General features: G+C 57.5%; 17 protein-coding genes. 4 read left to right on the forward strand and 13 right to left on the reverse strand.

The genetic code is table 11. From position 1 onward, the window contains the following. Positions 1 to 8: 8 nt before the first annotated feature. The gene (locus V6582_RS08115; RefSeq protein WP_070163652.1) at positions 9 to 290 is read right to left on the reverse strand and encodes a BON domain-containing protein; all 282 of its coding nucleotides are present in this window, start codon (positions 288 to 290) and stop codon (positions 9 to 11) included. 307 nt (positions 291 to 597) lie between these two features. On the opposite strand from V6582_RS08115, the gene V6582_RS08120 reads away from it, so the two are divergent. The 4 genes from V6582_RS08120 to V6582_RS27535 all read left to right on the forward strand — a co-directional run bounded on the left by V6582_RS08120 (position 598) and on the right by V6582_RS27535 (position 4,626). After that, the gene (locus V6582_RS08120; protein WP_156633064.1) at positions 598 to 2,298 is read left to right on the forward strand and encodes a long-chain-fatty-acid--CoA ligase; all 1,701 of its coding nucleotides are present in this window, start codon (positions 598 to 600) and stop codon (positions 2,296 to 2,298) included. A 181-nt stretch (positions 2,299 to 2,479) separates the two neighbouring features. Then, positions 2,480 to 4,105, forward strand: a complete 1,626-nt coding sequence (gene pgi / locus V6582_RS08125; protein ID WP_156633062.1) for a glucose-6-phosphate isomerase — start codon at positions 2,480 to 2,482, stop codon at positions 4,103 to 4,105. A gap of 2 nt (positions 4,106 to 4,107) precedes the next feature. Beyond that, positions 4,108 to 4,443 carry a VOC family protein gene (locus V6582_RS08130; protein ID WP_156633061.1) on the forward strand — a complete coding sequence of 112 codons (336 nt, stop codon included), beginning with the start codon at positions 4,108 to 4,110 and terminating at the stop codon, positions 4,441 to 4,443. A gap of 72 nt (positions 4,444 to 4,515) precedes the next feature. Further along, positions 4,516 to 4,626, forward strand: a complete 111-nt coding sequence (locus V6582_RS27535) for a hypothetical protein (RefSeq protein ID WP_420360213.1) — start codon at positions 4,516 to 4,518, stop codon at positions 4,624 to 4,626. Positions 4,627 to 4,641: 15 nt separating this feature from the next. Here the strand turns inward: V6582_RS27535 and V6582_RS08135 are convergent, their stop codons facing one another. The 12 genes from V6582_RS08135 to V6582_RS08190 all read right to left on the reverse strand — a co-directional run bounded on the left by V6582_RS08135 (position 4,642) and on the right by V6582_RS08190 (position 19,311). Then, positions 4,642 to 5,568, reverse strand: coding sequence for a carbohydrate kinase family protein (locus V6582_RS08135; RefSeq protein WP_156633059.1), 927 nt, complete (start codon positions 5,566 to 5,568; stop codon positions 4,642 to 4,644). Positions 5,569 to 5,666: 98 nt separating this feature from the next. Further along, positions 5,667 to 6,359 carry an orotate phosphoribosyltransferase gene (locus V6582_RS08140; RefSeq protein ID WP_156633057.1) on the reverse strand — a complete coding sequence of 231 codons (693 nt, stop codon included), beginning with the start codon at positions 6,357 to 6,359 and terminating at the stop codon, positions 5,667 to 5,669. A 268-nt stretch (positions 6,360 to 6,627) separates the two neighbouring features. After that, complete coding sequence (locus V6582_RS08145) at positions 6,628 to 7,722, reverse strand: GGDEF domain-containing protein (RefSeq protein WP_234889772.1); 1,095 nt, start codon at positions 7,720 to 7,722, stop codon at positions 6,628 to 6,630. A gap of 392 nt (positions 7,723 to 8,114) precedes the next feature. Next, positions 8,115 to 9,167, reverse strand: a complete 1,053-nt coding sequence (gene pyrC / locus V6582_RS08150; protein WP_156633053.1) for a dihydroorotase — start codon at positions 9,165 to 9,167, stop codon at positions 8,115 to 8,117. Between the two features lie 107 nt (positions 9,168 to 9,274). Continuing rightward, complete coding sequence (locus V6582_RS08155; RefSeq protein ID WP_156633052.1) at positions 9,275 to 10,363, reverse strand: HD domain-containing phosphohydrolase; 1,089 nt, start codon at positions 10,361 to 10,363, stop codon at positions 9,275 to 9,277. A 166-nt stretch (positions 10,364 to 10,529) separates the two neighbouring features. Further along, positions 10,530 to 12,785 (reverse strand): ATP-binding protein, encoded by a 2,256-nt coding sequence (locus V6582_RS08160; protein WP_156633050.1) that lies wholly within the window; start codon positions 12,783 to 12,785, stop codon positions 10,530 to 10,532. After that, positions 12,785 to 13,279: a molybdopterin-dependent oxidoreductase gene (locus V6582_RS08165; RefSeq protein ID WP_197434440.1), complete on the reverse strand. Its 495-nt coding sequence runs from the start codon at positions 13,277 to 13,279 to the stop codon at positions 12,785 to 12,787. The genes V6582_RS08160 and V6582_RS08165 overlap by 1 nt, the downstream gene beginning before the upstream one ends. Beyond that, the gene (locus V6582_RS08170) at positions 13,276 to 13,677 is read right to left on the reverse strand and encodes a response regulator (protein ID WP_060719587.1); all 402 of its coding nucleotides are present in this window, start codon (positions 13,675 to 13,677) and stop codon (positions 13,276 to 13,278) included. The genes V6582_RS08165 and V6582_RS08170 overlap by 4 nt, the downstream gene beginning before the upstream one ends. Positions 13,678 to 14,118: 441 nt before the next feature. Next, on the reverse strand, positions 14,119 to 14,859 hold the full coding sequence (locus V6582_RS08175) for a Crp/Fnr family transcriptional regulator (protein WP_156633048.1): 741 nt from the start codon (positions 14,857 to 14,859) through the stop codon (positions 14,119 to 14,121). A 360-nt stretch (positions 14,860 to 15,219) separates the two neighbouring features. Further along, positions 15,220 to 16,263 (reverse strand): proline racemase family protein, encoded by a 1,044-nt coding sequence (locus V6582_RS08180; RefSeq protein ID WP_156633046.1) that lies wholly within the window; start codon positions 16,261 to 16,263, stop codon positions 15,220 to 15,222. A 106-nt stretch (positions 16,264 to 16,369) separates the two neighbouring features. Further along, positions 16,370 to 17,617 (reverse strand): alpha/beta hydrolase, encoded by a 1,248-nt coding sequence (locus V6582_RS08185; RefSeq protein WP_156633085.1) that lies wholly within the window; start codon positions 17,615 to 17,617, stop codon positions 16,370 to 16,372. A 203-nt stretch (positions 17,618 to 17,820) separates the two neighbouring features. Then, a complete protein-coding gene (locus V6582_RS08190) occupies positions 17,821 to 19,311 on the reverse strand; it encodes an acetyl-CoA hydrolase/transferase family protein (RefSeq protein ID WP_156633045.1) in 1,491 nt (496 codons plus the stop codon). Positions 19,312 to 19,349: the final 38 nt, after the last annotated feature.

A 19,349-nucleotide genomic window follows, 5' to 3' on the forward strand; every position in this document is an offset into this window, starting at 1 on the left:
GGCCCGCGTCAATGGATCGTGCGTTCGACAATTTCCAGATCGACAGAAACCTTGAAAACACCGGGAACCGAAAGAGCGACTTCAATAGCCCGGTCGACTTCGCTCTCGGAATAGACAAGGCCTCGCAAGCAAATTTCATTGCCGAGCGCTATCACCTCGATATCAGAGGCATCGATACCGTCGGAACCAGCAAGCTGAGAGGCCACCGCCGTTTCCAGCTCTGCCAGAGGCGGATTTTCCTCAACGATCTCAGGGGCCTCCCCGAAAGTTTTAGCCGGTTTGAAGACCATGACACTTTCCTCCTTGTTTGCGTGAAGTTTCATAAGAGCTAACGCATCACCGGCAGGTTGGTTCAATGCGAAACTGGTCGCCATGCGGGTGTCGTCGAAGCTGCCTGTGCGTAAACATCTTCGATGCCGTGGAACAAAATGATTTCACATTATTTTTGCTGGGGATTAATTGACGTTTACGTCAAAGTTACTATAACGTTGGACTTGCATTCCTGGAGCTCAACGCTCCATATTTGGAGTGCGTGGTCGGGCGCACTGTCATCACCTTGAGGAGGGAGGGGCAGGATGTCGAAAAAGGGAGTGAGGAATGAATACTCTGTCCAGGCCTGAAAGCAATTTTGCGGCGCGCCGAATCTGGCTTGCATCCTATCCCGCCTCGGTGCCTGCGGAACTGCCGCCCCTCGATCACGAATCGCTGCCCGAACTGTTCGATGAAAACTGCGTGACCTATGCGTCCCGCAAGGCCTTCACCAGCATGGGCCGCTCCATGACCTTCCAGGAGCTTGGTGAGCAGGCAACGAAAATTGCCGCCTGGCTGCAAGCGGAAGGGTTCAGCAAAGGCGACCGGATCGCCGTGATGATGCCCAACGTCTTGCAAAACCCGGTGATTGTGTTTGGCATCCTCAAGGCCGGAATGATCGTCGTCAATGTCAATCCGCTCTATACCCCGCGCGAACTGGCACATCAGCTGAAGGATTCCGGCGCGGTTGCGATTTTCGTGCTGGAGAATTTTGCCCACACGGTGCAGGCGGTGATGGACAAGGTGTCCCTACGCCGCGTGGTCGTGACAAGCATGGGCGACATGCTCGGCCTGAAGGGCCATCTGGTGAATTTCATCGTTCGCAAGGTGAAGAAGCTCGTGCCTGCCTGGTCGATTGCCAATTCCCGAAGCTTCGCATCGGTGCTGGCAGCAGGTGGGAACGCCCGATTAAGGCCAGAACCCCTTTCCCGCAACGATATCGCCTTTCTGCAATATACCGGCGGCACGACAGGCGTTTCCAAGGGGGCGGTGCTGACCCATGGCAACCTCATTGCCAATACCATGCAGATGTCGCTATGGCTGGGTTCTGCTTTCGATACGCGCTCAAGACCCGAAACGCTGACCTTCATCTGCGCTTTGCCGCTCTATCATATCTTTGCGCTGACCGTGAACGCCCTGATGGGCATTGCCTGCGGCGGCCACAATATCCTGATCGCCAATCCGCGCGACATTCCAGGCTTTGCCAAGGAGATGTCCCGGCATGATTTCAACATCATCATCGGCCTGAATACGCTGTTCAATGCCCTGATGAACAATGAGGCCTTCCGCAAGCTGGACTTCTCCCATCTGCAACTGACCTTTGCCGGTGGCATGTCGGTGCAGCGGCCGATTGCCGATCGGTGGCACCAGATTACCGGCTGCCCGATCACCGAGGGCTACGGCCTGTCGGAAACCTCGCCGGTGGCAACCGCCAACCGCATGAACGACAAGGACTTCAGCGGCTGCATCGGCATGCCGATTTCCTCCACCGATGTCGATATCCGTGATGAACAGGGCGAAAGCCTGGCTTTGGGAGAGGTCGGGGAAATCTGCATTCGTGGACCGCAGGTCATGGCAGGCTACTGGCAACGCCCGGAAGAAACGGCGCGGGCAATGACCGCGGACGGGTTTTTCCGCACCGGCGACATGGGCTTCATGGACGCGCGCGGCTATACCAAGATCGTCGACCGCAAGAAGGATATGATCCTGGTCTCCGGCTTCAATGTCTATCCCAACGAAATCGAGGAAGTCGCGGTCATGCATCCCGGCGTGCTGGAGGCAGCGGCTATCGGTGTGCCCGACCCACATTCCGGTGAAGCCGTCAAACTGTTCGTGGTGCGCAAGGACCCAAGCCTGACGGAGCAGCAGGTCAAGGACCATTGCGCCGCAAACCTGACCAATTACAAGCGCCCTCGCCATGTGGCTTTTCTTGAGGAATTGCCGAAATCCAACGTCGGCAAGATCCTGCGCAAGGATCTGAGGCCTTAAAGACACCGGGGCAGACAGTGACGAGATGGGGCTTTCCGCCCCTCTCGTCGGTCTTCTCTGCCTTGCGGGGGAGAGAGGGCAATCCCCCCTCATTTCTATCGGATTATTTTTCTCCTTAAAACATTCCGGTTTTGGGAATTATGCAGTAGGTTCCCGTCCGTGATTGGATTGGAGTATGCGAATGTACGCTATCGTCGAACAGCTGAAGTCCACCGTCGCGGCCACCGCCGCCACTGATATTCGCGGCGCTTTTGCAAGCGATCCCAAACGTTTCGAGCGGTTTTCCAGTCGCTTTGACGACCTGCTGATGGATTACTCCAAATGCGCCGTCAATGACGAGATCATGGCCCTGCTGGAAAAGCTCTGCACGCAAGGTGGCGTGGCTGAAAAGCGCGAAGCGATGTTTAACGGCGAGGCAATCAACTTTACCGAAGGCCGCGCCGTCTTGCATACGGCACTGCGCAATCGCGCCAATACGCCTGTCGTGGTCGATGGCAAGAACGTCATGCCGGATGTCAATGCTGTGCTGCACGCCATGTCGGCGTTTGCGGAAGGCCTGCGCCAGGGCACGATTACCGGCTCGACCGGTCTCCAGATCACCGATGTGGTCAATATCGGCATAGGTGGGTCCGATCTCGGCCCCGCCATGGCAACGCTGGCGCTGGCACCGTTTCACGACGGCCCACGCCTGCATTTCGTCTCCAATGTCGATGGCGCCCATATCGCCGATACGCTGAAACTGCTGGAGCCGGAAACGACGCTGTTCATCGTCGCCTCCAAGACCTTCACCACCATCGAAACCATGACCAATGCCGCAACGGCCCGGGCCTTCATTGCCTCGGCGCTGGGTGAAAGCGCCGTTGGCGATCACTTTGCCGCCGTCTCGACCGCGCTCGACAAGGTCGCTGCCTTCGGCATCGGCTCCGACCGGGTGTTCGGCTTCTGGGATTGGGTCGGCGGACGTTACTCCATCTGGTCGGCCATCGGCCTGCCGCTGATGATTGCTGTCGGCGCCGATAATTTCGTAGAATTCCTGGCCGGCGCCCATGCCATGGATATGCATTTCCGCACCGCGCCGTTCCGGGAAAACCTGCCGATGCTGCTGGGCGCGATCGGCTATCACCATCGCAATGTGCTGGATTACCCGACCCGCGCCATCCTGCCTTACGATCAGCGTCTATCGCGCTTCCCGGCCTATCTGCAACAGCTCGACATGGAATCCAACGGCAAGGGCGTGACCATCGATGGCAGCCCGGTGAAGGGTAATTCTGGACCGGTGGTCTGGGGCGAACCCGGCACCAATGGCCAGCACGCCTTCTACCAGCTGATCCACCAGGGCACGAGCGTGATCCCGGCCGAGTTTATGATTGCCGCCAAGGGATTCGAGCCGGAACTGCGCCACCAGCATGACTTGCTGATCGCCAATTGCCTGGCCCAATCGGCAGCCCTGATGAAGGGCCGCACGCTGGATGAGGCCAAGGGCCAGCTGCTGAAATCCGGCATGGACCAGGCCAAGGCCGATCATATCGCACCGCACCGGGTCTTTACCGGCAACCGCCCGTCGATCACCTTTGTCTATGAACAGTTGACCCCTTTCGCGCTCGGTCGCCTGATCGCGCTTTACGAACACCGGGTGTTTGTTGAAGGCGTGCTGTTCGGCATCAATTCCTTCGATCAATGGGGTGTGGAACTGGGCAAGGAACTGGCAACCGGCCTGCTGCCGGTGGTACAGGGCAAGGCAGGAACCGATGGGCAAGATGCATCCACGGCAGGTCTGGTGGCTGCGTTGAGCCATCTGGATCGATAATCATGTCCGCCCCAATTTTGCGGGTGGCACGACCGACTGACAGCATAGAAGGGCTTCGGCCCTTCTATCAATCTGGCCTCGGCTTTGAGGAAATTGCCTCGTTCCGCGACCATAATGGCTTTAACGGCGTGATGTTCGGCCATAAGCGCTGGCCATATCACCTGGAATTCACCCATCATATCGGGCATTCAGTCGGACGGGCACCGACGCAGGACAATCTGCTGGTCTTTTATCTGCCGGAGGAGGATGCGTGGCAGGCGGCTGTCAACCGAATGCGGGATGCCGGTTTTCCACCTGTTACACCAAGTCTCGAAGATGCTCACGCATCCTCGACTTGAAGACATTGAAAATATCTTAAATGCATCAGAGGCTTGAGATATTTTCAAGGGGAATACGAAGAGTCATTTTCAATGAATCTTCGTATTACATCCTACAATCCCTATTGGGATAACCTCGGCAAGACATTCGAAGACCCGGATGGCTACCGGGTCGTTCTTCAGAATTCTGCATGGGCGCTGTAGAAATGCCCTTGGAAATCAAAGCCCGATTTCATGCGCAAAGGGCGGATTGGCGCCTGCCCGCGATACCGTCACCGCTGCGGCCTTGGAGCCGAGCGCCAAGGCCTTGGCGATCTGGTCTTGCGTCAGTTTCGCCACTTGTTGCTTGGTCAGCAGGTTCTGCATTTTCAGCGAGGCAAGCACGCCAGCATCGAATGTATCGCCAGCGCCGACCGTATCGACCACTGTGACTTTTTCACTCGGCACTTCGACCTTGTGATCGGCTGTATAGCCGACCGCACCATCGGCGCCGCGGGTGACGACAACCAGTTTGGCGCCATGATGCAGCCAATGGCGAGCAAGCGTGTCTTCGTCGCCTTCCAGACCAAACCAGGCGAGATCCTCATCGGAAAACTTGACGATGTCGGAAAGTGCGGCCATGCGGCGGATACGGGCCATATGGGCGGCCTTGTCCTTGATGAAGCCGGGGCGGATATTGGGATCAAGCGAGATCACCCGGGTCTCCTGCTCGCGGTTGAGCAGCGCTTCATAGGTCGAGCCGCAGGGCTCCGGGATCAGGCTGATCGCACCGAAATGCAGCGCTTCACAATCCTCGCCCAGGGCTGGCAGGTCGGCTTCGGTGATCATCCGCCCAGCGGTGTTCTCATCGTAGAAGGCATAGGTGGCATGGCCATCGACCAGCTTGACGAAGGCAATGGTGGTGGGGCGCGACAAGGTGGCGCAATAGCTGAAATCCACATGGCTGGCACGCAGAGTGTCACGCAGGATATCACCCATCATGTCATCGGAAAGGCCCGTGAAGAAGCCGGAGGCAACGCCCAGGCGTCCAAGCGCAATGCCGGTGTTAAAGACCGCGCCGCCAGCATAGGGCGAAAAGCCTTTTTCGCCCAACGTCGTTTCGCGTGGCAACATGTCAATCAGGGCTTCACCGCAACACAGGATCATTCTGGCCTCCCAAACCGGGCTTTCGGATAAACTTCAATCGATTTAAAGCAGAAAGCGAAGAAATGCCAGCCACCCTGGCGGATCTTCGCGAGGCAGCCTCAACCCAGCGTGCTGACCCCGCCATTGCGACCGGACCATTGCAGCGGGGCATCCAGGAATGCTTCCACTTCCGACAAGGTCTTGCCATCAAACAGTTTCTGGTCACGGGCCACGGCAAGGACGTTGCGCCAGGTGGCGATATAATGAAGTTTGACGCCGCCGTTTTCGAAACGCTGATGGGCTTCCGGGAAGATGCCGTAGAAGAACAGAGCGATGCCGTGATCCACCACACCACCTGCGGCCCGCACGGCGTCGATAAAGGTAAACATGCTGCCGCCTGCCGTCGTCAGGTCTTCAATGACAAGCACCCGGGCACCGTCAGGCATATGGCCCTCAATCTGGGCGTTGCGGCCATGACCTTTGGGCTGCTTGCGCACATAGATCATTGGCAACGCCAGGCGATCGGCCAGCAGAGCGGCAAACGGAATGCCAGCGGTCTCGCCGCCGGCAATGCAGTCGAATTGCTCGAAACCGGCATTGCGCAGCAGCGTGGCGAAAGCGAAATCCATCACCGCAGAACGGACACGCGGATAGGATAGAAGCTTGCGGCAATCGATATAGACGGGGCTGCGCATGCCGGAAGCCAGCTTGTAAGGCTCAGACGCATTGAAATGCACCGCCTTGATTTCCCAGAGCATTTTTGCCAGCAGTTCCGCCATGACGGCCGGATCGGAAAAGGAAGTCTGGGTCATCGGTGCTCCTGTCTTCTGCGCAAATGGGTCAGCCGGGCTGACCGCAGTCGCTCCGGCAATCACGAGGCGAGGCTGCGGCGGGGGTAGACATATCCTTGCCTTTGACCGCGCGGCTTTAACGCATCCATGCCCATAGCAGGAAGCTGGAAGGCAGGCCAGAGGATATATCCAGGTAAAAGCGCGGGTGATTTACGACCGAACTGCCTTTTGTTTTCGGCGGCATTTTGTCGTTTCGGGTAAACCGGCGACCACTTTTCCCTGACAACCTCTAGGCGCTGCCAGCTTCCACCGAAGGGCCACTCTCCCAGTTTGCCACTGCCGTTTCGACCCGGTTGCGGCCGAGCCGTTTGGCATTGTAAAGCGCATTGTCCGCCAGGTTGAGAATCTCATCGAAGGTCAGGCCGGATGCCGTGCCATAGGCAATGCCGACACTGGTCGTTGCCACGAAACGGTCTCCATCTACCACGACTTCGCGATCCTGAAGCTGGCGCCGGATTCGCTCGCCGATCCACTCGGCCCGCCCTGGCGCAGCATTTTCCAGCACCGCCGCAAATTCTTCGCCCCCCAGGCGGGTGACGCAGGAAAGGCCGATGGCTGCTTTCAGTTCCGCAGCAATATTGCGGATCACAGCGTCGCCGACAGCATGGCCATAGCGGTCATTGATCGCCTTGAAACGGTCGATGTCGAAGACCAGCATCGCCATATCCTCGCGGAAGATCCTGGAGCCATGCGCATGAAACAGCGCCCGGCGGTTGTAAAGGCCTGTCAACGCATCGGTCATGGCCTCCAGCCGGTGCCGGGCCGTGATCCGGGCCTGGTGCATGGTCAAAGACAGAGCGCCGATGCCGCTCATCCCGGCAATGCAGACCGCTATGTTGATGTCTTCCGTCCAGCCGGTCGGTGCCACTGCCAATTGCCACTCGCCACGCTGGAGCAAAGCCAGTGCGCAGGCGAGGAAAGAGAGGCTGGTGGCGCCGTAAAGCACGGCCATGCCGGCAAGCACGCCGGGCGATTCCGCCCGTCCAAGCCAGTATTGATGGGCAATTGCCAACATCACGATGGCGGTGCCGGTGTTGAACAGCATAAAGCCGATGCCGCCATATCCCGATAGAAAGGTCACACTCAGCACGATGACGGCAATGCAGGAGACACCGATCAGCATCTTGAAGGGTATAATCCCAGTGCGAAACTGCCTGGCGGCTGCATAAAGGATGAAGAAGCCGGTGATCATCGAGGAGATGGCGAGCGCCCCGAGGCCTCTGGAGGGGGTCGAGGTGAAAAGGCCGTAGGTCAGAATTCCGAACATGGTGAGGGCAAGTCCGATAACCCAGCTGAGCAGGAAGGAGTTTTCCCGCCGCGCCATCCATGTTCCCAGGAAGGTGAAAAGAAGACACAGTGTGGAAACGCCCAGGGCGAGAAGTAAAGAACTGAAATCCACCATCATATCTGCCCTGAAACGCGTGAGTATGAGGGGATAAGGTGGAACCCGGCGCCCCCTATAGCATGTCACGCGATGAGGAATTCACCTGACATGCTCCAGGATTTTTCTTTCGCATGTCTTTTCCGAAACCACTGCACAGTTTCGGAAGACATGCCGCAGAACACCAATGAAATACCCAGACCGCGTTTCTGCCCGGACCCCGTCCAGGAATAGGTTCTATGCCAATATTCGCCTTCAAAAGCTTCGCGAAGGATAAATTTCAGTTTGTCCTTACTCCATCATGACCACCAACTTGATGGATGATCCGGGTTGGGTCAAGCCTCTATTGCGGCCTCGACGTCCCAATGGATTGGAAACATCGGATCGAAAACTGTGACGGGTCCAGCACCCGTTTCGATCTTTGCCGGAAAGGCGACCGGTGCCTCACGTCTGACCAGGGTTATTGTCTCGTCGTTTGGCTTAAGCCCGTACCAGGCCGGACCGTTGAGCGAGGCAAAGGCTTCCAGCCGGTCGAGGGCCTCGTCCTCTTCAAACACATGGGCAAGGCAGCTCATCGTGTTGATGGATGTATAAATGCCGGCACAGCCGCAGCCGCATTCCTTCAAAGGATCGACATGCGGGGCCGAATCCGTACCAAGGAAAAACCGGCTGTCACCGGAGGTCGCGGCACGCCGCAAGGCCAGCCGATGGCTCTCGCGCTTGGCGACCGGCAGGCAATAATAATGCGGCCTGATGCCCCCAACCAGAATGGCATTGCGGTTGATGATCAGGTGATGGGTGGTAATCGAGCCAGCCAGATTGCTATCGGCACTGAGGATATAGTCGATCCCGTCGGATGTCGTCACATGTTCCATCGTCACCTTCAACTCGGGTAGACGGCGGCGCAACGGGTCCAGCACCGTGTCGATAAATACAGCCTCACGGTCGAAAATATCCACCTCCGGCGTCGTGACTTCACCATGCACACAGAGCGGCAATCCGATTTTCGCCATCCGCTCCAGCACTGGCATCGCCTTGTCGAGATCACGCACCCCGCCATGGGAATTGGTGGTGGCGCCAGCCGGATAGAGCTTCACCGCCGTGATCAATCCGCTTGTCTTACCCTTCTCGACATCATCAGGGCTGGTCTGCTCGGTCAGGTAAAGCGTCATCAGCGGCTCGAAGCGATCGCCCTTCGGCACAGCTGCCAGAATGCGCTGCCGATAGGCCTCTGCATCCGCTGTCGTCACCACCGGCGGCACGAGATTGGGCATGATGATGGCGCGGGCGAAGTGCCTGCTGGTATCGCCGATCACACCTTCCAGCATGGCTCCATCGCGTAGATGCAGGTGCCAGTCATCGGGGCGGCGAATGGTAAGCGAGCGCATGGCGGATCTCCGGCGAGTATCAGGCTTGGCGGCGCTGCAAACTGCTTGCGCCCTATATCCATGCTGGAAATACCATGTTCAGCGTTGGAGGCAAGCGCGGCGTGCCTTCAGGCGATTTTGTCCAGTGGCAGGGCAGCGGCCTTTCTGGCTGCTTCCTCGGCCTGTTCACGCCGGTCCATCTCAATAATCTCGCGGATTGCCGGTAGCGCCCGTTCGAATGCGGCAACGCAGGCCGGGTCGAACTGGCTTCCAGCCCGCGCCAACACATGGTCCACAGTCCGTTCATAGGACCAGGCAGGCTTATAGGGGCGCTCGGTGGTCAGGGCATCGAAATTGTCGGCTATACAGACGATCCGGCCGGATAGAGGAATAGCGTCGCCCGCCAGGCGGTTGGGATAGCCTTGCCCATCCCAGCGCTCATGGTGGCTGGCGGCGATTTCAGCGGCAAGCTGGAGCAGGGAGGAATGAGACTGGGCGAGAATGTCGCTGCCGATCTGGGCATGAGACTGCATCTGGCGATATTCGGATTCGGTCAATCGGCCCTGCTTGAGCAGGACCGTGTCAGGCATTGCGACCTTGCCGATATCATGCATCGGCGCGGCAAGCTTCAGATCGGTGCAGAACTGTTCCGGTAATCCCATTTCGCGGGCAATAGCCTGCGCATAGGCGGCAACCCGCAGCGTGTGACGGGATGTATCCGGGTCTTTGTAGCCCGCTGCCAAGGTCAGGCGCTCAATGATTTCCTGTTCGCGCTGCCGCAGCTCGCCCACCGCCCTATCCACTTCACGTCGCAGCCATTCGGCCTGATCGGCCAGCTGGCGACGGGCAATCGACAGGCTGACGATATTATGGATGCGGGCCTGGAATTCGACCGGGTTGACCGGCTTGGTCAGAAAGTCGATAGCCCCGGCATTCAACGCCTCCATGCGCGTTGTCATATCCTTGTCGGCGGTGATGAACACGACCGGCACCTGGGCATATTTCTCGAAACGGACGATCTCTGTGTAAAGCTCGACGCCATTATACACCGGCATCTGGTAATCGATGATGGCAATATCGAAATCCAGCTCCGGCAGCGCGGAGAGCACTTCTTCCGGGGTTGAAAAGGCCACGGGCTCGCAATGGTCGATTTTCTTGACCAGGCGGGTCAGCAGTTTCAAATTGGTATTGTTATCATCAACCAGCAATATACGCATTATAGCCTCCGCGACCGTCAGGCCACTTGTTTCAATTGTCTGCGGGGTTCAGTGCGCCCCGTACATTTCCCCAGGCATTCCCTCAGGGCGTTACAGCATCGTATGTTTTATCAACCGTATATAAGATGCGTAACACTTCGACTTTACTGTAGAGTGTCACGCCGTTTCATGCTCCCACCAGTTTGAGCTTCATCGAATCGACCTGTTGCGTCAACCTGTGAACGGCATCCGGGGTTGGCTGCTGCACTCTTAACGCATGGGCAAAACCCGCAATATCGTTCAAACCGACATTAACGGCAGCCCCCTTGATCGTGTGGAGCACGCGGTCGATTTCGCGGGGATTACGCTGGGCCATAGCGTTGTGGAGTTCGCCAAGCAGCTGAGCGGCATCGTCAAAGAAGGACATGATCAATTCCTGGTAGATCTCTTCGCCCAGAGCCTCGACCAGTTCGTCATGGCGGGCTTCATCGAGCCCGTTGATCTCGTCAAGATGCTGTTGCAGCGTCAATGGGCTATGGTCCAACACATTGTCTTGCTGGGGCTTGGTCTCAACCGGCCCCTCAATCGAGGCCTTTTCGCGTTCCACCGGTGCAAAGCTGAGAATGAGATCGCGCAAACGGTTCATGGTCACGGGCTTGGATTCAAATCCCACCATGCCGGCGGCCCGGCATCGACGGCGATCGTCGTCCGAAGCATTTGCGGTCATGGCGACAATTGGGGTCAAGGCGGAAGCGCCGCCGCGCTCGATAATATGGCGGGTCGCCTCGATACCGTCCATGATCGGCATTTGCATATCCATCAGGACCAGGTCGAAGACTTCCCGCTCGGTGCGGGCCACCGCCTGGGCGCCATCGCCAGCCACAACCACATCCTGACCGAGTTTCGACAGGAAACGGCTGGCAACCTGCTGGTTGACCCGGTTATCCTCGACCAGAAGGATCTTCAGGCGGGGCAGATCGGCGCTGCTGTGGCGGGCATTCTGGCGGACATCGTCCTTTCCGGCTGCCATGACCGGCAGTTCGAACCAGAATATGCTGCCAACCCCAACCGTGCTGCTCATGCCCAGTTCGCCACCCAGCTTCTCGACGATCTGCTTGCAAATTGTCAGCCCAAGCCCGGTGCCACCATATTTGCGGCTGATGCTGGCATCGACCTGCGAAAATGGCTTGAACAATTTGGCAAGCCCGGTCTCATCGATGCCAATGCCGGTATCTTCCACCTCGAAGCGCAGCATCAGGGCGCTGCCGCGATAGAATTCGCGCAACCGCAGGGTGACCACGCCGTTCTGGGTGAATTTGATGGCATTGCTGAGCAGATTGAGCAGAACCTGGCGCAGGCGGGTGGGATCAGTGCGCACGTAAAGTGCATCGAGAGACAACGGAATATCCAGCACCAGCTGATTATCCTGATCGTCGGAGCGACCCTGCATGATGTTGACGGTGTTTTCCGCCAGACTGGAAATATCGACGGCGCGCTCTTCCAGCTCCAGCTTGCCATGCTCGATCTTGGAATAATCCAGGATCTCGTTGATCACTTCCAACAGCGCTTCTCCGGATGAGCGGATGGTCTTGACGCTTTGCATCGCATCAGACGGCAGCTGCGAATATTCCAGCAATTCGGCCATGCCCAGGATGGCATTGAGCGGTGTACGGATTTCGTGGCCCATGGTCGCCATGAACTGAGATTTGGCCCGATTGCCGGAATCGGCGGCCTCGTAGGCATCCGAGAGTTCCCTGGTCATGGTTTCCAGGCGGCGGCTGGTCTCGCGGACCGACTTGAGCTGGCGGTGCAATGTGACGACGAGAAAGATCACGGATGCCATCAAGAGACCGAGCATAATGGCCGAAGTCTTTTCCATCTCGAACATGGCGCTGCGGATGGTGGAGCGTTGGTTGCCAACGTAGGAATTGGTGTAGATCAACAGGTCGTTGGTTTGCGCGCACAGGATATCCAGGTCCCGCTTCACCTCTTCAATCTGTTGAGCGTCCGGCGCAACGCCGGTCTCAAATCCATTCAAAGCTGGTTCTATTTTTCGGACGATGTCGCCGATGCTTTGCAAATAGCCTGATATTGTCGCATCGCTGTTGAAATGATGACCGAATTTGGAGTCATTGACCAGCTTGATCCGGGACAGGAGAATATCGTAGCGCATCGACACTTGCGTGAATGCTTTCTCGTCCCTGGCATCTTCATTGCTGGCTTCCACCAGCACGTAATCGAGTGCGCGCGCCTCGCGGTCCAATTGGTAGATCGACCAGACCGCGTTTTCCCGGATGTCGTCAAACAGCAGGCGGTAGCGGTCCGAGACATCCTTGAAGAGCAGAAGAAATGTCAGCAGCAGGACACCCGACAGGATCAACAGGATCAAGGTTGTCTTTGGCTGCGTTTGACGTTTTTGCGCCGTGGCTGGAGCGAGCAGCATCACCGAACCTCGAGCGATTTGATCTGCCAAACGGAGCGCGCGAAATAGGTTTCCGTATAGAGATTGCTGTCCTCGTCGAACGGGTAGATCACCATCATCGGGCCCTTGTCGCGCACCGGCATGATTTCGCCGTCCATGCGTGTGGCAAGGATAATGTTGAGCCCGCTTACATCCTCCGGGGGAATAATTGCCGAATAGTCATTGAGCGCCCGTATGGTCACGGCTCCCCGCCCAGCACCAGCGGCATCCAGAATGGCGCGCAGCAAGGGGCCGGAATAGGTGGCCGCTTTTTTCGTCCAGGGCGTATCGAGCGTCACGGCTCGCCCTGGCAAGGCTTCCAGCATGGCGAGATCGAAAATGGCCTTGTCGCCGCTATTGGAGTGGGAAAGCTTGCCTTCGACGGTCAGGATGACTGCGCCCTTGGGCGTGTCGAGCGCCTCGGCGCGTGGTGCCAAGGCAAAAAGCAGGGAGATGGCGAGGATGTATCCTTTCATCGGACCACAGCGCCCCGCGCCTCACCTGCAACGCTACCGCCACGGTAATTGGCGATCAATTGGCGGAAGGCCAGGGCTTCGACCGGCTTGGTCAAAAAGTCGGTAATGCCGACCTGCCGGGCGGCCTGGCGCAGTCCCGGTTCATTGTCGGCGGTGACCATGATGATCGGAACCTGATCGTAACGGCCGAGTTGGCGGAGCATGGTGACAAACTGCAAACCGCTCATACCCGGCAGGATCTGATCGACGATCAACAGATCGAATAGCGTCTGATGACACAGAACCAGCGCCTCATTGGCATCGGCCTGCACGATGATTTCATCATCGGCGACCTTGCGCGCCAGATGTTTCAGGATCATCGCGTTGGTGGCATTGTCTTCAACGATCAGAATGCTCATGGTTTCCTCCGTTGAGGGTTGTCGCTGGGCCGTATCACTCGGTTACAGCGTCCTATGCTTTGTCAAACGTGCACAAAAATCCGTAACCCACTCAATTTGCCAGGTAATATCTCGAAGCCGGGAGGCATGAGATATCCGCAAGCACTCAGGCAGACCTGATGACGATGCATCCGCAACGGTCGGGCGGACTGTCGCAGTCAGGCAGAATCATGTCAGGATTGCATTTTCCATGCTGGACCTTGCAGGGAGCAGTCTGCATCATGCAGAACCAGTTCAGCGCTCCAAGCCTCAGCGATTGCCCTTGCTTGTATCAGGGGCACACTGAAATTGACTAAAGCAATCAGATAAAATTTTAGTTTTTCTTGTTTTAGGGCAACTGACGAGATCCATGAGGGACCGCTGCCTTGAACTTCGAGCTAAACCATTGGGAAAAATAATGATTCACGCAAAATCGAATTGCGACAGGCGCCGCAATAGCTCATGGGGCTGACGGATAACAATCGCATTACGGTTGCGTTCGATCACGCCATCCTGCACCAGACGCGACATTTCGCGTGAGACGGTTTCGCGGCGGGCGCCAACATGTTCGGCTAAAGCCGCGTGAATGATCACCGGAGAGATCATGCGCTGCTGGGGCTTGTCCTCACAGGGTTTCGACAATCGTAGCAAGGTTGTATAAAGGCGGTGCCGGACATCGAGATAGGAAAACTCGCATATTCTGGCATGCAGGACGTGCATGCGCTTGATCAAGATGGACAGCAGGCTCAGACAGACCGTGTGTTTTTGCGCGATAATGTCATTGAAGACATCGACAGGCATTCGAACCAGCGTTGCATCGGTGGTGGCCATCAGACAGATATTATAGCCTTCAGGGCGTATCGCATCCATTTCCGCCATGGTGCCACCGGGGCCGATCATATCCAGAAACAATTCCTTTCCGGCTGAAACACGCAGCGTGGCCCGCAGAGCGCCGGACAGGACGACGAGCACAATTTCGGGTCTGATGCCATAGTCGATGACAATCGTGCCACCCGAAACGCTCTCAACGGTGCAGAGCTGCGACCATGCCCTATCTTCTTCCGGTGTCAGGCTGGCGAAAACATCCGCCTTGGCCAGAAACATGCCCGTATCGACAAAGCCCGCATCTGCCAAGCCAGTATCAGCAGTGTCTTCCGATGTCATTGCGTCCCCTTGCCGAAAGCGCCATGCGCTTTGCCAATCGTCCGAAATTCGCTTTGCCACGGCGTGGTATCGTGTACAAAACCGGTTGCTGCTGCTCTGCTCAAAGCCCTACTGCATAATTCCTTAAATCGGACTCGATTTAAGGAGAAAATTATGCAGCAGATTTAAAGTGTTACAGCGTCCTTTGTGCGTTTTATAAAATGCACGGAGCTGTAGTCAGTTCAGTGTGAACCTGACAGACTGTACTACGGTGTATTCAACATGATTGACAACCTTAAGAATGAATGGGTTTATGAAACTTCTTCATGTTTTAAGGCTTCCGGCGTCAGGATGACGCCGACTGAGTTTCCATCACAGCTTTCAAATCTTGATGGATTCTGCCGCCGCACCCCACACATCCGTCAACACGAACCCGCCTCCCAGCGGATCGAAGGCATCCAGGGCAACCTGGTGGATGCCATAGGTAAAGCCGCGTCCGGTAACGGTGGGGATGACCGCGGAGCGCCCGGCAACGGTGGTCAGGCCTTGCAACCCAACCGTAAACTGCGAACCGATGATCGAGCGCGACAGAAAGCTGTCACCCGGCTTGACCCGGCCACGCGCATGCAACGTGGCGAGATTGGCCGAATTGCCAGTGCCACAGGGGGAGCGGTCCACTCGGCCCGGCCACATGGTGGTGCAGGTCCGCACCGCGCCGTCCGGGTCCTCATCGCGAAACATCACATAGGCGACGCCGGAAATGGCCGGAATATCCGGATGCACGACCTCTATGCGCCGATTAATCTCGCCCTTCAACAGCATGCCCGCCTCCACCAGCCGGCGGGCATTGCCCGGCTCGATGGTGAGCCCGAGTTGACGGACATCCACCAGCGCATAGAAAACCCCGCCATAGGCGAGATCGAAGCGGATCTCGCCCCAACTCTCCGTGGCAATCTGCGCGTCCAGTTCGTGAACGAAGGATGGCACCATGGTCAAGGTGACACTGTCGCAATGCCCGTCCCTGCATTGAGCCACGGCTTTGACCAGTCCGGCGGCGGTTTCCAGCATCACCACCGTTTCCGGTTCCTGCATCTCGATCATGCCGCTTTCAAGCAGGGCCGTGGTGACGCAGATCGAGTTGGAGCCGGAACTGGCATGGGCCTGATCCGGCTGAAGGATGATGAAGGCGGCATCCGCTCGGCTATCCTTGGCCGGTAGCAGCAGATTGACCGAGCCGATTGGCGCTCCGCGTGGCTCCAGCACCAGAAAATGCCGCAGTTCCCGGCCTTTCGGGTCGGTATTCAGCCAATGCAACTGATCCGCCACCGTATCGCCGGGAATTTTCGGAACCCCACCAATCGCTACCTTGCCGATTTCGCCTTCGCAATGCACGTCAAGCAATTGCATCATCCGCTTCCATCTCATCGCGGCATCCTCCGGTTCGTGGCTGATACGTCCTCAAGCTACAGGCGATCTACTGCATAATTCCTGAAACCGAAATCAATTCGAGGTGGTAATTATAGAGCGGACATCACCGTGGCACCGTGTCACCGACGGAGGTGACCGTCGAACCGGCACTTTCGCCAAGCTTTTTCAGCTGGTCGCCATAGTTTCGGCGGGTCCGGGGGTCGAAGATCATGATCGGTGCGCTGATTGCGGTGCTGGCGGCCTGACCGATTGTGTTGGTCGCGCCGATGGTGACGGCACCGAGAGCTTCGCCGACGCCGACCTGCGAATCCGTGACGGTCTGTCCGGCGATCAGCCGTCCGCCGATCAACCGCACCACTTCCGGGCTTTCGGCGAACTTGCCGTGGTTGAGCCTATCGCCAGTTTTCAGCTTGGTCAGGTCGAGAACGGTGATGCCGGCCTTTTCGAGCACGCTTCGATAGGGTTCATTGGCCGGATTGATCTGTCCCAGCCGGTCGACATTGCCGGAAATGCGCCGGGAAATACTCAGCGCCCGGTCATCCTGCGAAACGAACAGGGTGAAATGCGGCGGCTTTGGCCCCAAGGCCTGAAACTGCTTGCCGAACACATCGACATCCAGATCCGGAGAAGCAAGAATGACATTGGTAATCTTGGCATTGACGCCGCCATGGCGGATGGCCATTTGCCGCAGCGCTTCGACGGCAAGCCACGATCCCATCGAATGCGCCATGACGGTCACATCTGAAACCTGCGGGTCGCTGGTCATGCGGGTCAGCATCTCTTCCAGGGCATCGCGGGAATAATTGGTGCTTTCCTTGTCGTAATTATAGTCGAAAATGCTGGCGCGAGACGGCCAGGTAAACACCATCGGCACCACATCCGTGCCTGAATCGTGCACGATCTGGGCGAAGCGATAGACGGAATCCTCGTAGGTATTGTTGAACCCATGCACGAACAGCAGCACGCGGCGCTTGCCTTTTGCATGGGTGTTCAGCCAGGCCCGGCGCTGCTGGTCGGTCTGAATGGGCTGGACGGCAACGGTCGCGAAGTCCTTGCGCGGATCCGGCGGCAGCTTCTTTGGCCACTGAACCTCGCCGATCTTGCGGGTTGCGTCGGGAGGAATCGAAATGGTGACGGCATCGATCAAAAGACCCGTTCCGCGCTCGCCGCTAAACAGGATCGATTTATCTTCGGAGGGCGCGCGGGTCGTCGCAGCCAGGAGATTGACCTCGCTGGCATTGGCAGCCTTAACCGCGCCGACCGGCTTCATCACGCCCACCGCCCGCGACGCGCAGCCCACCAACAGCACGCCGAGCATGATAATAGCGAGCGGCCGGGTGACTGAGCGCATGGAAATGGACAGGCCACGCCGCCTTGAGCGGCGAGGAAGAGCTGTGATGGTCTGCTTTTCAGGAAGAGATGGGGCGGATAGGTCGGCATGCGGCTTGATCATGGTCGGGTCCGGTATATATCCGCCCCGGGACAGCATCATGCAGCCCGGCTCTGGTGTCGAAACCGGTTTATCGTCATTAGACGTTTGATACCAGTCAAATCTTATCGCCGCATGGTTCCTGTCTCGCGCATCGATTGATGCCAGGAAAACGCCTCTTCGAGGATGTGAGGCGTATGACCGCCACGCTCGAGCGCCCTCTGATAGTAATCGGCAAGCTGGTCGCGGTAATCGGGATGCACGCAATTGTCGATCACCAGCCGCGCCCTTTCGCGCGGTGCCAAGCCCCGCAGATCGGCAAGTCCCTGTTCGGTAATGAGAATATCGACATCGTGTTCGGTGTGATCGACATGGCTGACCATCGGAACGACAGAGGAAATCGCCCCATTCTTGGCAATCGACTTGGTAACGAAAATCGACAGATAGGCATTGCGGGCGAAATCACCGGAACCGCCGATGCCGTTCATCATCTGCGTGCCGCCGACATGGGTGGAATTGACATTGCCGTAGAGGTCGAATTCAAGCGCCGTATTGATGCAGATCAGCCCCAACCGCCGGATGACTTCCGGATGGTTGCTGATTTCCTGCGGACGCAGCACGAGGTGATGCTTGTATTCGGCCAGTTTTGGCAGGACTTTCTGATACATCTCCGCCGACAGTGTAATGGACGAGGCAGAGGCAAAACTCATCTTGCCCGCATCGATCAATTCGAAGGTCGAATCCTGCAAGACCTCCGAATACATCTTCAAGTCATGGAACGGTGTATCGATAAAGCCATGCAACACAGCATTGGCAATGGTGCCGATCCCGGCCTGCAACGGCTGGAGATCATAGCCCATCCGGCCTTTGCGCACTTCGTCGAGCAAAAGCTCGATCAGGTGACCGGCAATGGCCTTGGTATCGTCGTCCGGCGGCTGAATGGGGGCAGAGCTGTCCTGCTTTTCCGAGACGACAATGGCGGCAATTTTTTCCGGAGGAATGGAAATATAGGGCAGCCCGACACGGCTTTCCGGCGTCACAACGGGGATCGGCATGCGGGCCGGACGCCGCGACGGGATATAGATGTCATGCAGGCCTTCCAGCGTAATCGGCTGCGACAGGTTCAGCTCGATGATTACTTTCTTGGCGAGAATGGCAAAGCTGGCGGAATTGCCAACCGATGTGGTCGGCACAATGCCACCATGCTCGGTAATGGCCACCGCCTCAATGATGGCAATATCGACCGGCGCGATCTGACCGGTGCGCAATTGCTCAACCGTTTCCGAAAGATGCTGATCGATGAACATCACCTCGCCAGCATTGATCGCCTTGCGCAGCGCCGGATCAGCCTGAAACGGCATGCGCCGCGACACGACATGGGCTTCGACAAGCGTCTTGTCGAGATCATTGCCCAGCGAGGCGCCGGTCATCAGTGTGATCTTTAGAGGATGTTTGCGGGCCCGCTCCGCCAGCGCCATCGGCACCGCCTTGGCTTCCCCGGCGCGGGTAAAGCCGCTCATGCCGATGGTCATGCCGTCTTCTATCATGGCGGCGGCTTCGTCGGCTGTGACGAGCTTGTCCATCAGAGGCCTGTAGCGAATACGATCACGCAACATCGGAAATCCATCTCCTCTATCGTCAGGCCTGCCCGGAA

It is taken from the genome of Agrobacterium vitis, from assembly GCF_037039395.1.
GTDB lineage: Bacteria > Pseudomonadota > Alphaproteobacteria > Rhizobiales > Rhizobiaceae > Allorhizobium > Allorhizobium vitis_E.